The 15,651-nt window shown below is 24.7% G+C and carries 13 protein-coding genes; all 13 read left to right on the top strand.

All coding sequences use genetic code 11. The features are described from left to right. Window positions 1-3: 3 nt before the first annotated feature. The 13 genes from DW911_RS01900 (at window position 4) to DW911_RS01840 (ending at window position 15,550) form a co-directional block, all read left to right on the top strand. A complete protein-coding gene (locus DW911_RS01900; protein WP_199589033.1) occupies window positions 4-1,197 on the top strand; it encodes an ATP-grasp domain-containing protein in 1,194 nt (397 codons plus the stop codon). Window positions 1,198-1,204: 7 nt separating this feature from the next. Then, the gene (locus DW911_RS01895; RefSeq protein ID WP_118431480.1) at window positions 1,205-2,365 is read left to right on the top strand and encodes a glycosyltransferase family 4 protein; all 1,161 of its coding nucleotides are present in this window, start codon (window positions 1,205-1,207) and stop codon (window positions 2,363-2,365) included. Window positions 2,366-3,118: 753 nt separating this feature from the next. Next, entirely contained in the window at window positions 3,119-4,153 is a 1,035-nt protein-coding gene (locus DW911_RS01890) for a glycosyltransferase (RefSeq protein WP_158568156.1), read from the top strand. Continuing rightward, window positions 4,146-5,300 carry a glycosyltransferase gene (locus tag DW911_RS01885; RefSeq protein ID WP_158568155.1) on the top strand — a complete coding sequence of 385 codons (1,155 nt, stop codon included), beginning with the start codon at window positions 4,146-4,148 and terminating at the stop codon, window positions 5,298-5,300. The genes DW911_RS01890 and DW911_RS01885 overlap by 8 nt, the downstream gene beginning before the upstream one ends. Then, a complete protein-coding gene (locus DW911_RS01880) occupies window positions 5,297-6,556 on the top strand; it encodes a hypothetical protein (protein ID WP_118431474.1) in 1,260 nt (419 codons plus the stop codon). Before DW911_RS01885 ends, DW911_RS01880 begins: the two co-directional genes overlap by 4 nt. Window positions 6,557-6,858: 302 nt before the next feature. After that, window positions 6,859-8,289: an oligosaccharide flippase family protein gene (locus tag DW911_RS01875; RefSeq protein WP_118431472.1), complete on the top strand. Its 1,431-nt coding sequence runs from the start codon at window positions 6,859-6,861 to the stop codon at window positions 8,287-8,289. A 17-nt stretch (window positions 8,290-8,306) separates the two neighbouring features. Beyond that, window positions 8,307-9,047 carry a glycosyltransferase family 2 protein gene (locus DW911_RS01870; protein ID WP_118431470.1) on the top strand — a complete coding sequence of 247 codons (741 nt, stop codon included), beginning with the start codon at window positions 8,307-8,309 and terminating at the stop codon, window positions 9,045-9,047. A gap of 7 nt (window positions 9,048-9,054) precedes the next feature. After that, window positions 9,055-10,293, top strand: a complete 1,239-nt coding sequence (locus DW911_RS01865; protein WP_118431468.1) for a nucleotide sugar dehydrogenase — start codon at window positions 9,055-9,057, stop codon at window positions 10,291-10,293. Beyond that, window positions 10,280-11,281: an acyltransferase family protein gene (locus tag DW911_RS01860; protein ID WP_118431466.1), complete on the top strand. Its 1,002-nt coding sequence runs from the start codon at window positions 10,280-10,282 to the stop codon at window positions 11,279-11,281. The genes DW911_RS01865 and DW911_RS01860 overlap by 14 nt, the downstream gene beginning before the upstream one ends. A gap of 808 nt (window positions 11,282-12,089) precedes the next feature. Beyond that, a complete protein-coding gene (locus DW911_RS01855; protein WP_199589031.1) occupies window positions 12,090-12,683 on the top strand; it encodes a hypothetical protein in 594 nt (197 codons plus the stop codon). Window positions 12,684-12,755: 72 nt separating this feature from the next. Beyond that, entirely contained in the window at window positions 12,756-14,540 is a 1,785-nt protein-coding gene (locus tag DW911_RS01850; RefSeq protein WP_118431462.1) for a hypothetical protein, read from the top strand. Continuing rightward, a complete protein-coding gene (locus tag DW911_RS01845) occupies window positions 14,524-15,096 on the top strand; it encodes a hypothetical protein (RefSeq protein ID WP_118431460.1) in 573 nt (190 codons plus the stop codon). The genes DW911_RS01850 and DW911_RS01845 overlap by 17 nt, the downstream gene beginning before the upstream one ends. Beyond that, window positions 15,086-15,550, top strand: coding sequence for a hypothetical protein (locus DW911_RS01840; protein ID WP_118607386.1), 465 nt, complete (start codon window positions 15,086-15,088; stop codon window positions 15,548-15,550). Before DW911_RS01845 ends, DW911_RS01840 begins: the two co-directional genes overlap by 11 nt. Window positions 15,551-15,651 lie beyond the last annotated feature (101 nt).

Raw genomic sequence — 15,651 nt, 5'->3', positions numbered from 1 at the left:
ACTATGAAAAAAATTATGATTATAGGTGCTAGTATCTTACAGCTTTCGGCTATTAAAAAAGCAAAGGAAATGGGGCTTAAAGTTATTGTAGTGGATATGAATCCAGATGCAATTGGTTTTAAAGTTCCAGGAGTAATTAAAGAAGTAATTAGTACTATTGATATTCCGTTAATTGTGAATGCTGCAAAAAGACACAACATAGATGGTGTCATGACACTTGCAACAGATATGCCGATGCGTTCTGTTGCTGCAGTTGCTAAAGAAATGAATTTAATTGCTATAGATGAGGATACTGCATATAAAGCTACAAATAAGATAGAAATGAGAAAAGCGCTTAAAGAATACAATGTTCCTATTCCGAAGTTCTTTAAAGTGTCAAATAGGGAAGAATATGAAAAAGTGGTGAAAGAATTTAATGTTCCATTTATTGTTAAACCTGCTGATAGTTCTGGTAGTCGAGGGATTTTTGAGGTTACAGATATCTCAAATTTGGAATTAATAAAAAATGCATATAACTATTGTAGACCCTTTTCAAAAGTAGGGGATGTTATTGTTGAAGAGTATATGCGTGGACCGGAAGTAAGTGTTGAAACACTTTCTATTAATGGAAAATGTCACGTAATTCAAATTACAGATAAAATTACAACTGGTGCTCCACATTATGTTGAAATGGGACATTCACAGCCAACAAAATACGATAAAGAAATTGCAAAAAAAATTGCTGAAGTTGCTAAATTGGCTAATAGAGCAATTGGTATAAAGAATGGACCTTCTCATACAGAAATTATTATAACGAAAGAGGGACCAAAAATTGTTGAAATTGGCGCTAGATTAGGTGGTGATAATATTACAACACATCTAGTTCCTCTTTCAACTGGTGTGAATATGGTAGAATGTTGTATAAAAATTGCTTTGGGTGAGCAACCTGATATTTCATCTAAATGGGATAAAGGATCTGCCATTAGATATTTTTCACAACATGCAGGTGTTGTTAATGAAATAGTTGGAATTGAAGAGGCAAAAAGAGTAGATGGAATAAAACAAATCAGCATCGTTCATGGTGTAGGTGAAACAATTACAGAAATTACAAGTAGTGGAGCAAGAATGGGATTCGTTATTGCTCAGAATGAGAATGCAGATACGGCTATAAAAAGCTGTGAGGAAGCATTAGATAAAATTAAAGTAATGATAGGATGATATTAGTATGTCTGGATATGTATTTATTGGAAATAGCACAAAACCAACTCAAGAAAAATTAAATGATAGATCAAATGTTAAGCTAGATAATGTTTCGATACCATGTTTGAAAAATGCACTTAATATGGGGTTTGATGTTATTGTAGGAATTAATAGAAATAAACCTGAAGAATTAAAAAGTATTGAATTGCCAGTTAAGTTTTATGATTCACATACTTATAGAAGTATTGTAAATTTACATGATAATTACATTGCATATAAGAATTTGTGCAATGTAATTGAGAAAAATGATATAGAAGTAATCCATTGTAATACACCAGTAGGTGGTCTTATAGGACGTTTAGTTGGTAAAAAGTATCATATAAAAAAAGTTATTTATACTGCTCATGGGTTTCACTTTTTTAAAGGTGCTCCTTTATTTAACAGAACAATACTTAAATGGGCTGAGCAAATTATGGCTCATTGGACAGATGCAATTATTACAATGAATCAGGAAGATTATGAGTCTGCCCAAAAATTCACATTAAAAAAAGGGGGAAAAATATACAAAGTACATGGTGTAGGTATAACATTATCAGATTTTCAAAATACTGGGAATAGAAAAGAAAAAAGAGTAGAACTCAATTTAAATGATGATGATATTGCTCTTATATCTGCAGGAGATTTAGTACCAAGAAAAAATTATACAGTTGCAATTGAAGCAATTGCACAATTAAATACGAAAAATATACATTATTTTATATGTGGTAGAGGACCTGAGTTAGAAAATTTAAAAGAACTTTCAATACAGCTAGGTATTGAAAATCAAATACATTTTCTTGGATTTAGAACTGATATCAAGGAGTTATTATTTGCTTCTGATATTTTTTTATTTTCTACTTTTCAAGAAGGATTGCCTCGTTCAATGATGGAAGCAATGGCATGTGGATTGCCATGCATAGCTTCAAATATTAGAGGAAACAATGATTTGATAATTCCATATGAAAATGGAATATTGTGTGATCCAAATAGTCCAAATGAATTTGCTGATGCTATTAATACTTTAATATATAATTCAAAATTAAGAGAAAAAATGTCACATCAAAATTTGCTTTTAATTAAAGATTATGATGTGGATAGAGTTAAAGAAGAAATAAGAGCGATTTATTCAGAGGTTATTGGAAAATAGTATGAGAAAGAAAAGATTATACAATTGCTTCAGAGTAATAAATATTCTTGAGCAGAAAGTGCTGTATGTCAAATAATTGATTTTGTGAAACTATTTTCAAATGAGCATGAAATGATTTATGTTTCGCCGTGTGCGCTAATTAAAAATGTATTAGAAAAGAAGAAAATTGTTATTTAGATTTAAATTTGTTTATAGAACGAAATGTTGCTACTAAATAATTCAAGTTAGATTTAATTATGTAAAAATTTAATAACTGGAATATGTTATCTGACTAGGAAAGATTACATGAAATTTAATAATACAATCAATATAAAAAAGAAATGTTTTAAAAAAGTTATAAAAATTATTAATTATTATAATTATATCTCATTTTATAGAATCATTTGATTTGTTCATTGATATAGAGAATAGTGGGGATATTTAGTTATATTATTTTAAAACATAATTAATATATGAAGAATTAAGTGAAAATAGTGTAAATGTATCTTTATCAAGATAATTCAAAAGTGATTATTTTTTATTAATCAGATAATTTATAATAAAGTATTGTGTGGGAATACAAATTAATAATTAAAATAAAAGACCTCTTCTAAAATAAGTTAGAATTCTTGCTAATTAAAGAATACATGATGCTTTCAAAACAATTGAAAACCAAAACTATTCTCTAAACAATAATTATGAGAAATGAGGTTTTTTAGTGTAAATAATTAGGATTTAGTAAACGAAAAAAATTATAGGATGGTGTTTTTTTATATGAAAAAAATATTGCATGTTTTACAAAGCAATACATTTTCCGGTGCTGAAAATGTTGTTGTTTATATCATCAATTCTTTAGAAAATGAATATAATTTTGTATATTCATCTGCAAATGGTCAAATTAGAGATGTTTTAGAAGAAAATAAAATACAATATAAATTAATGAATAATTTAACATACCGGGAACTAAAAACAGTCATAGAAAAAGTAAAACCTGATATTATTCATTCACATGACGTTAGAGCTGCTTTACTTTGCTCTATTTTAAAGGGAAAAAGGAAATTAATTGCACATATTCATGTTAATAATAATAATATGAAAAAAATAAATATCAAAACTATTGGATTGCTGTTAGCATCAGTGAAAATTGATTATTTTTTTTGGGTATCTAAATCATGCTATGATGGATTTGTATTTAAAAAATTCATATCAAAAAAGAGTGAGATTTTAGAAAATATTTTATCAAAAAAAAGTATTGAGGAAAAATGTTCTAAAGATAACAATGATTATTCATATGATGTGGTTTATGTTGGGAGACTGACTTATCAAAAAAATCCGGAAAGATTAATTAAAATATGTCAACACATATTAGAAAAAAATTCATCATTAAAAATTGGAATAGTTGGAACAGGAGATTTAGAAGATGTAGTAAAAAGCAAGATTAATCTGATGAATTCAAATAATATAAAATATTTAGGATTTCAAAGCAATCCATTAAAAATAATAAAAGATGCTAAAGTTATGATTATGACTTCACGGTTTGAAGGAACACCTATGGTAGCTTTGGAATCATTAGCATTAGGAACGCCAATAGTTTCTACTCCAGTAGATGGGATGAAACATCTTATTAAAAATGATTTTAATGGGTATTTGTGTTTTGATGATGAAGAACTTACTAAAAGTATTCTAGATATTATCGATGATAACCAACTGTATCAACAAATGAGTCAAAATTGTAAAAAACGATTCGATGATCTTTGTGATGAAAATAAGTATTTGAATAGAATAAGAAAGGAATATGACAATGGCTAAAATAGGATTGTTAATAACGAAACTCAATGGTGGAGGTGCAGAAAGAACAGCTGCTAATTTATCATGTTTATTTGATGAATATGGTGAAGAGGTGTATTTAATTACTTTTGATGGTTCAGATATTACATATCCTTACAAAGGAAATTTAATAGATTTATCATTAGGAATTAATAAAAATATATTTGATGCAATAAAGAAAAATATAAAAAGAATTATAAGTGTAAAGAAAATAAAAAAGAAATACAATTTAGATGTTTGTATTTCTTTTTTAGATACACCAAACTTAGTAAATGTTTTAAGCGGAGGCAAATGTAAAAAAATTGTTTCAATTAGAAATTATTTATCTCTAGAAAAGCCATCTTTTATTAGGAAAAAATTAATTAAGTTTGCATCTATCAAAGCGGATAAAACAGTATGTATATCGAAAAATGTGGAATATGATATGAGAGATTTTTTTAAGATCAAAGAGGAAAAACTATGTACAATATATAACCCAGTTGATATTGAAAAATTATTAGCAATGGAAGAAGATTATATTTTTGATGAAGACTTTCATCATTATTTTAATATAGTTACAATGGGTAGACTCACATATCAAAAAGGACAATGGAATTTGATTTATGCTATGAAAGATATTATTGAGCGACACCATAATGTACGATTATATATACTTGGTGATGGAGAATTAAAGAATGAATTAAAAGAATTAGTAGCAAAATTAAAATTAGATGATCATGTTTTCTTTTTAGGATTTATTTCAAATGCTCACAAATTTTTAAGAGAATGTGATTTATTTGTTCTGACTTCTTTGTTTGAAGGATTAGGTAATGTAATTTTAGAAGCAATGGCATTAGGGTTACCTGTTATTTCTAGTGATTGTAAAAGTGGACCACGTGAAATAATTGCACCAAATTCCAATATTACATCAGTTTGTGAAAGTATGGAAATAGGGGAATACGGAATACTAGTTAATCAGTTTTCTAAGGATAAAAGTAATGTTGATAATAATTTATTTTATTTGAAAGAAGCAATCGAGATGATTTATTTGGATCAAAATTTAAAGGTGAAGTACATAAAAAAATCAAGAATGAGAGCAAATGATTTTTCAAAAGAAAAAGTTTATAATGAATGGATGACATTAATATGATTATTTTATTTCTAATATTTTTTTTATTGATTGTTTCATTTGAGATAGTCAACATAATTAATTCAAATGAGATAAAATGTATAAATTTGATTAGGATAATTTATGCATTTTGTTATGGATTTATACCTTTGATAGTTTATATAAATAAATCAGACATATACAAAATAGATAGTAATTCATTTTTATTTTTTCTATTTTCAATCATTGGATATTTATTTTTAAATATTGGTTATTTATTTAAATCTTCAAAAAAAATTAAAATAAAAAAAGGACATTCTATTTTTTTGACGGCTAATGTTTGTTTGATAATCGTAGTTATTATGATATTAATTTGGACAAAACCATATGGAGGAGTAATAAAAGCTTTAGACTATGCAAATATTATAAGAATGGGTATAAGCAAAATAAATAACCCATACAGCTTTTTGTTAAGATTTTTTTCATTATCATTATTTTGTTCATATTTGTATTTTATAGAATTGTTAAAAAAAGAAAAAAAGTATAAATATATAAAATTAATGTTATTCTTTTTTTCAATTATGATTTCAATTTACACTATGCTAATAAATGACAGTAGAATTATGATTGGATTTTATTTGATGACACTAATGCTTATTAGTATCTTTGATAAGAAAAAAGAAGGAGTGCCATTAAAAATAATAGTGCGTAGAGTTGCTATATACTCTTTTTTCATTTTGGTAATAGTAATAAATGCGGATTATCTCTATAAAATTGTTAAGGGAGTTGCTTTTGAAGTAGAGAGTACGTCATTTATTGAAAAAGTTAGTAGCGAATTTTCATTTATAATTGAGGCAAGTAAAAATAGTATGAATTATGTATTTGCTTCAAATAAACTTCGTATAATTGATGATGTATTTTCAATTCCGTTTGCTGTTTTACCATCTAGCATCATAAAAAATCCTTTTGTATCTGTATGGAATTTTAATAGTAGTATTGCAGGAGGATATGGGCAATCTCCTACCGATATAATTTCTACTTCATTATATGAATTGTCTTTTGTTGGACCGGTTATAGTTCCTTTTTTTTATGGGATGTTTATAAAAATAATTGATAATATAAGTAGAAGTAAAAATGAAATTAATTATCAAGATGTAATATTTATTATTTTAATGATATTTGCAGCAAAATTCATAATTTACTTTGAATATTACAATGCTATTGCCAATTTATTTTTCTTGTTTATTGGACATATAATATTTAAATTGATAAATAGTAAAAAAATAAAAATTTATTAGAAACTTTAATTTACCATGTCTTATTTATAAAATACTAAAGAATTTATATATTTAAATTTTTCTTTTCTAAGCACCTTAAGATTTAAAATTTTGAAAATTAAATAATATTCTTTACTTATTTAATATGGTCAATTAAGTTAATAATTTTAAAATAAAATTATTTTGTGAAATGTAAATATTATAGTTTGTAAATCAAAAATAACCACTTTTTTAAAAAGTCTAACTTTATTCGTTTATGTAATGTTAAAATTGTAATTATCAATTTTTATATTCTATAATATTTAAGAAAGGAAATATCAATTATGAACAATAGAATATCAAATGCAACTAGATGGTCTTTTTTGACACAACTATTTTCTAAAATAGTAGCTCCTATTACAAATATGATTCTCGCGAGAATTTTGGCACCTGAAGTATTTGGAATTATTGCAACTATAACAATGATAACATCTTTTGCTGATCTTCTAACTGAGTCAGGATTTCAACAGTACCTTATTCAAAAAGAGTTTTCAGATAAAAATGCTATAAAAAATTGTGCTAATATTGCTTTTTTTATAAATTTTTGTATATCAAGTTTTTTGCTTCTTTTAATTTTTATAAATCGAGTTCATTTGGCAAAAATATTTGGTGATGTCACAATATATAACGCGCTATTTGTAGCAAGTTTACAACTTCCTATTACTAGCATTTCTTCAGTGCAAATGACACTCTTTAAAAGAAATCTCAATTTTAAACCGATATTTTATAGTCAAACAATAAGCTCTTTAGTACCTCTTATTATTACTGTTCCTTTGGCGTTGTTGGGTTTGGGGTACTGGTCAGTTATAATAGGAAATCTTTTTGGTACAGTCTTACGAGCTGTAATATTATCAGTATTATCATCTTATAAGTTGAAGTTTTATTTTAATTTAAATGAGTTTAAGGATATGATTCAATTTAGTTTTTTTGCTCTTTTAGAATCATTATCTTCTTGGCTTGTTAATTGGGCAGACACATTTTTTATTGGAATTTTATTTACGCCCTATTATTTAGGGCTTTATAAGAATTCAATTTCGATGGTAAATTCATTAATTGCTATTATTACTTCGGCATTTTTACCAGTTTTATACTCTGTATTATCGAGATATCAAAATGATAACTGTAAATATAATGCTTTTCTTATGGATTTTCATAGATTTATTTCATATATGGTATTGCCAATTGGTACAGGAGTTTTAATATTTGATAAATATTGTACCCTGCTTCTATTTGGGTCAAAATGGATAGAAGCATCTTTTATTGTGGGATACTGGGCTTTCTCAACAATAATTAGGACTCTATTTTTTAGTATATTTACAGAAGCATTTAGATCAATTGGTAAGCCTGTTATTTGTTTGCTTTTACAACTTTTAGATTTCTGTATAATGGTATTTATATTTTTAATATTTAGCAATATTGATTTTCATAGTTTTGTTATTTTGAGATGTGTTAGTAGATTAATTGTTATTGGCCCATCGATTATTTTGTTGAACAGATATTATCATATAAGACCTATGCATATAGTTATGAACATTATTGTTCCAATAATTGGGTGTGTTGTTATGGTATTCATTAAAGAAACTTTTGTATTATTACACGTGAGTTTTTTTAATAATATATTTGGAATATTTATATGTGCTTTTGTATATACGATTTTTATTTTTATATTTGCAAGAAAGGATGTATTTAAATTAATTCACGAATTTGTATTATAATTTAATGAGGTATTTTTATGGAAAAAGTAAGTATTGTAATGTTGACCTATAATGCTCCACGTTATATCAAGCATACATTGAATACACTAGCGAAAACAAATGGAAATTATGAGCTAATTGTATTTGATAATGATTCGAAAGAAAAAACAAAAAAGTTATTGAATAAATATAAAAAAATAGGAAAAATTGATAAATTAGTTTTTTCTAATAAAAATTTATTATTTGCAGGTGGGAATAATGAAGCAGTTAAATATGCATCTGAAGACAGTAAATACATATTACTGTTAAATTCAGATGTTGAGATAAGAAATAGAAGTTGGTTAGAGAAAATGATGAATATACATAAATTAGGAGTCACTGCATGTCAAGTTTGTTCATATGATGACAATAGACCAGATGGGTGGTGCTTATTAGTTGATAAAGATTTATATTTGAGATATCAATTAAATTCAAAAAAATTTACTTGGTTTTATTCTATTTCGGATTTTTGCTCAAGATTACAGAATGATGGATACTCTATACAAACAATAGAATATTATAATAACTTTATCTATCATTTTGGAGGGAGTTCGGAAATTAATCCAAAATATATTAGTAATTGTCCATTTAATATAAACAATCTATTTAAACATAAATGTGAAATTGTTAATAAAATTAATGTTTATGAAAATGATAAAATAGCAAGAAATTACTTTTTTTATTTATATAATTTTTTTGAAAAAATAAAAAAGAAATTAAAAAGAATATTAAGGAGTTAAATCGAAAATGAAATTAGCAGTCGCAGGAACAGGATATGTAGGATTAAGCATTGCTACATTATTAGCACAGCATCACGAAGTGATGGCTGTGGATATCATAGAAGATAAAGTAAATAAGATTAATAATAGAATTAGTCCTATTAAAGATGAATATATCGAAAAATATTTAAAAGAAAAAGAATTAAATCTGACAGCAACATTAGATGCTAATGCCGCTTATAAAGATGCAGAGTTCATAGTCATTGCTGCACCAACTAATTATGATTCAAAGAAAAATTTCTTTGATACAAGTGCAGTAGAAAGTGTTATTAAACAAGTTATGGAAATTAACCCCAATGCTATTATGGTGATTAAAAGTACAATTCCTGTGGGATACACACAAAGTATTAGAGAAAAAACAGGAAGTAAAAATATTATTTTTTCTCCTGAATTTTTAAGAGAATCTAAAGCACTATATGATAACCTTTATCCATCAAGAATTATTGTTGGTACAGATATGAATGATGATAGATTAGTAGAAGCTGCTCATACATTTGCTTCTCTATTACAAGAAGGGGCTATTAAAGAGGATATAGATACTTTATTTATGGGATTTACTGAAGCTGAAGCAGTAAAATTATTTGCTAATACATATTTAGCTTTAAGAGTATCTTATTTTAATGAACTTGATACATATGCTGAATTAAAGGGTTTAGACACACAACAAATTATTAATGGTGTATGTTTAGATCCAAGAATTGGATCTCATTACAATAACCCATCGTTTGGTTATGGTGGTTATTGTTTACCAAAAGATACGAAACAATTACTAGCTAACTATGAAGATGTACCACAAAACTTAATCGAAGCTATTGTTGAAAGTAATAGAACTAGAAAAGACTTTATTGCTGATCAAGTATTAGAAAAAGCTAATTATTATAGTTATGATGATAACAATACTTATGATGAATCAAAGGAAAATGAAGTAATTATTGGTATATACAGATTAACAATGAAATCTAATAGTGATAACTTTAGACAATCTTCTATTCAAGGTGTCATGAAAAGAATTAAAGCTAAAGGTGCTAAAGTGATTGTTTATGAACCAACATTAGAAGATGGAACAACATTCTTTGGTAGTGAAGTTGTTAATGATTTAAATAAATTTAAATCATTAAGTCAAGCAATCATAGCTAATCGCTATGATACTTGTTTAGATGATGTAGAAGAGAAAGTATATACAAGAGATTTATATGGAAGAGATTAAAAAATTAAATAGCACGACTAGAATTGAGGAAATAGATTTATTAAAGGCTTTTGGTATTATATTAATGATAATGGGGCATATTGGATTTGGTAATATTTTTGATGTATGGATACATTCATTTCATATGCCTATGTTTTTTATTATTTCGGGTTTTCTTTGGAAAAGAAAACATACAAGTTTTAAATTGTTTTTTGAAAAAAAATTTTTTTCTTTGTTAATTCCATATTTTATTTTTTCGGTATTTCATTTGATGGTGTGGATAATAATTCAATTTTTAACCATTAAATATATAGATTTTACTTCTGTAGTTAGTGCTGTATATCATATTTTTTTATTTAATACAGAAGGAATGCCTATATGTGGAGCATTATGGTTTTTAACAGCATTATTTTTTGTAAATATATTTTATTTCTCTATTGATAAAATAAAGAACAAACATTTAAAATATATAGTAATAATTTTACTGTCCTTAGCAGGTTGTATTATTCCTAGGTATTTTAGATTACCTTTAGGTATAGATATTTCCCTAATGGGTGTGGGGTTATTTCAAATTGGAACAATATTAAAAAAGAATGTTGAAGTTTTTAAAATAGAAACTAATATATATACAGTCTTTTTATGTGTTTTATTAGGCAGTGTAATTTGTTTTTATAATTCTTCAATCAATATTCGAAATGGAGTATATGGAAATATTATATTATATTACATATGTGCATCCTTAATGACGATTGGATGGTATGCGTTTTTTAGATTATTTTTTAGATGGAATACGTTAAGAAGAATTATGACATATATTGGTAAAAACTCTATCGTTTATTTATGTTTAAATCAGTTATTATTACTTCCATTTAACAAAATATGCTTACTTGTATCACATAATTACATTTTGGTAATTGTTAAAATTATAATTCTATTTTTGACTTTAGTCATTTTACGTATTTTTTCTTTTTTAATAAATAAGAATTTCAAATGGATACTAGGAAAATAAATTTGTATATTTTTCCAAGGTTTAAAGAATATAATTAACATTTTTTAAAGAATAAATGCAGATATTGAATTAAAGTACTTTCAAAAAAGATAAAAGACAATTTTTGATGGTATATAAAGTAGGGAAAACTATATTTTTATATAAAAGCTGCTTTTCATTTAAAGTTAAATATTTTGTAAACATGATGTCTATCTACATCTAAATTTTATAATGAAAAAAGTCTATATTATTGGTTAATCTAATCGGAATAGTTGGTCAATTGTTTTGAGATTGAAGATAAGATTAATTGTTTTCTATGTCATAATGATAAAATACGGTTTAAATTTAAGATGTTATGCTTTAATAGTAGATTATTGTTTAAATTATTTCGTAATTTGTATGGTATTTGTGAATAAAATAATGTCATTCATGACAATAAGTAGAAAAAAAGCTAACACTAGATGTATAATTATAGTGTTAGCTTTTAATTTTTTACTACATGAAAGCGCTTAATTTTAAAAATTAACAACATGATTATTTTAATTTTTTATGAGGGGGTATTCATATCATTGTTTTATCTACGAGAGAATGGGCACTCATAACATGGATATTTATTTTGTTTATATATGTTCTATATAATAAATCAACTAGAGAATCATTTTTTGTATTAATAAAGTTGTTTTTCACAAGTAAAATTAGAATACTTTGGTTTACAAGTCTTATGTATGTTTTTTTCATTACTTTTTTGTTTTATCAGTTACCTTGTTGGGATAGTTCATACATAAAAGATATTGTTGAATGGTTTCTTTTTACAGGTTTAATATGCTGCATGAATTCAGTAGCAGGCGATACAGATGAGACATATATTAAGAAAATTTTAAAGGATAACTTCAAATTAATTGTTATTATTGAGTTTCTTATGAGCACATTTACATTTAATATATGTATTGAATTAATAAGTATTCCAATTGTCATAATTATTATGACAATGAGTCTTATTTTAGAACATAAGAATGAATATAGGAGTGCTCAGACATTTTTAAATTTTGTTTTGTCTTTAATCGGATTTTTGATAATAATAGGCACAATAAAAGTTGGAATTCATGAGTATAAAAATTTAAATATTCTAAACACCTTTATAAGTTTTATGATACCTCTAATATATTTAATATTATTTATACCCGTTATGTATTTATTTGAACTATGGTCAAAATATGAAAACCTATTTGTTAAAATGTCATTTGTTGGTGAAAAGGAAAAAAATATTCAAAGAAGGAGACAATGGCTTGTATTTAAAGAATGTAAACTCTCTATTCATAAAGTTTTACTTTTTCAAAAAAGATTTTGTATGAAAATTTTAACAGATGAATTTGAAACAATATTAGATGATTTTAAAACTGAATTGAGTAATGAAAATAAATAGTTCTAATATGTCTTTTAATATAAAGAATTTGATTACAAAGTTTAATATTAAAATTTTTTAAGGAAGGAAAAGATGATGAAAATAGCAACAAAAGAGTTTATAAGAGATTATATGAATATTAATGATATAAGTACAGAATTAAGAGAAATTGTATCTATATATAGTACAATAGATATGACGGATTATTTGGTTGCGATAAAAAAATTTTATAACTTGCTTGATTATACTTATTTAAAAGATGGTATTATGTTGTATATCTATAATGATTATATACTCACATTTGATTTTAAATTTAAAGAAATAAAAGATATATATGATTACGCAAAAGAAAATCAACTTTTCCATGTGTGCAATTATCTTGCGGATTTTTTAACATCATATCATTATTCGTTAGAATCAAATACATATAAACAATCTCAAAATTACGATTGTATAAAAAAAGAATTTTATAAGTTCTTTGATAGAAAAGAATTTTATGGAGATGGCATGTATTTAGAGCATAGTTATGATTATTATAAGGATTTTATTGCTTGTAAAAATTTTGAATATGATCACAATTTTTTTTGTGATAGATTATATAAATTATATAATAAAAATAATATTCATCCTAGGTACAATGAATTATTTGAATATATTTTAAATAATGATAATTTATTACTTAAAATAATTGAATTTGATCCAAATTGTAAACAGAATGCATCTATTTACAATACTAATATTATAGATGGATTTAAAGAGACTAATATTAATGGTTATCATTATGATGCTATTATAAATCTAACTTTAAAAATGTATTATAAAGATATTTTGGATGAGAATTCTTTTATTACGGTGTGTAATAACTTGATTAAGTCAGTCAATAAAATAACTGAAATGATGAATAATGAGATTAAAAATACTGTTTTATTTATCTCTGATGTAGATCAAATATTAAATTATTTAAATCAAATAAAAAGATGTCAAAGATATTACGATATATATAAATTGACAATAGAAAAATGTATAAAAACTTTATTATATTGTAAAAGAAGATATTTAAAAAGTGATAGCGTTAATTGCGGATTGGAAAAATTTCAATATGAATTTAATCCAAATAGTGATGAGATAGAAAGGATAAAGGAAGATTTATCTAACAATTTACAAACTATTTTTTTGTATTTGAAGGTCGATTTTGATCAAATGCTTACAATTGCAATTAAGACATTTTCTGAATCTCCAGTTCCTATGTTGGTTCAATATGTATGTTTAGATTCTGAACAAGGAACATATATGAATTGGGATAATGATTTTGATTCATCCTTTTCAAAATATTATCACGAAAAAGGGATACAAATAGTAGAATCATTATCCGATGAACTAGATAATGTATATCATGGTAATTATTATTATTTAATGTTACGTCATTTAAGTACAACATTTACTTTTAGTGGAAGTATTATAGCAACAACATTTAAGAAGTTTTTAGATGATAATTTAGAAGAATATATTTGCAAAAACTTTTTAGAGGAAACAGATTTGGTTTTTCAAAATGACTACGTTTTATGTTGCTATTTGATTATATGCATAGAGCAGTTAATTTGCGAACAAATAGAAAATATACAATTAAAATGTAATTTTCAAAATATGTCGGCTAATATAGAAAATTTATTTGATTATTGCAAAGATAATAAATTATCTAGAGATATCTACATGTTTGTCTATTATGTTTTATATGAAAGATATGGCTTGAATTATAGAAATAATTTTATGCATGGAAATTTTATTCATAAAAAGAATCTAACAGTTGAGCTACTCTATCTCTTTTCTTGCTTAATTGGATTATTTGTAGTAGGTGATAAAGATGAAAAGAAAAATTAAAATTGATCCAAATATGATTGAAAATTTTTCTTCTTTGTCAGACAAAATAATAGAAAATGAAATAAATAAAACTAATGAAATCTATGAAGTATTTCGTCAGCAATACTTAGATTGGAAAAAAACTTTAACAAATACTATTAAATGTACCAATAATAAATCAATATTATTATATATAATGTTTGTTACTGTTGAAATATACATAAAGTCTGAAGTGATAAGATGTTGCAATATAAATCATTTTAAAGATGTGATAAAAGATGTACATTACAAAAATGAAAATTCTTTCTTTAAACTTAGTTTTATTGGTCATGATTTATATGAATTTTTTCGATTTCTAGAAAAAAATCAGGATAAACGTTTTTTAAAAATAAAAAAACTTTTAGAATTAGAGAAAAGAATTATGTTAATAGATGTTTATAAAAATATAAATAATAACTATACATCATTACGGTATAATTGTGATAATAATGGAAACTATTTATTAAAAAATGAAGCAAATCTTGCAAGTAATGTGGATAAAGAAAGAATAGAAGAGGTAATTAAATATGTTTTATGATGATTTTTTTCAAAAATGCCATACTAAAGAACTAGATAATTTTATTCATGAAGATGATATTTTACTTTTTAAATCTAATAACATTGCAGTGTTGTATTATTTTTTTCCGTTGATTGAAAGATTAGTTATTGAATTATTAGATCTAACCTCTTTGGTAAATATAGAGCATAAAGATCAAGGTACAATTAGAACAGTTAATTCATTATTGCATCAAGAAAAGACGAAAGAAATATTAGGTAATAGTTTAATAAAAAAACTGGAAAAATATTTTAAAGATGATGGGATTAGGAATAAAATAATGCATTATAATAATGACATTAATAAAATTCAAATTGATAAAGAGGATATGCAAATTATAAAATATATAACAATACAATTAGCTAGTTTGTATGAAGAAGAGTTAAAGAAAATTGATAGTATCAAAATAGAACGAATAGATTTAATAAAAAAATAGCAGATACATGTACAAAATAACTTGTTAGTTTTGAATAATTCAATAGTCATTTTAATAAATAGAACATTAATTAGTTAAATGTCGTTCATGCAGTAAATATG

Origin of the sequence: Erysipelatoclostridium sp. AM42-17 (genome assembly GCF_003480255.1) — a bacterium.
In the GTDB taxonomy this organism is placed as follows: Bacteria; Bacillota_I; Bacilli_A; order Erysipelotrichales; family Coprobacillaceae; genus Faecalibacillus.
The sequence above is the reverse complement of the archived record's forward strand: the minus strand, read 5'-3'. Positions and strand labels throughout refer to the sequence as shown.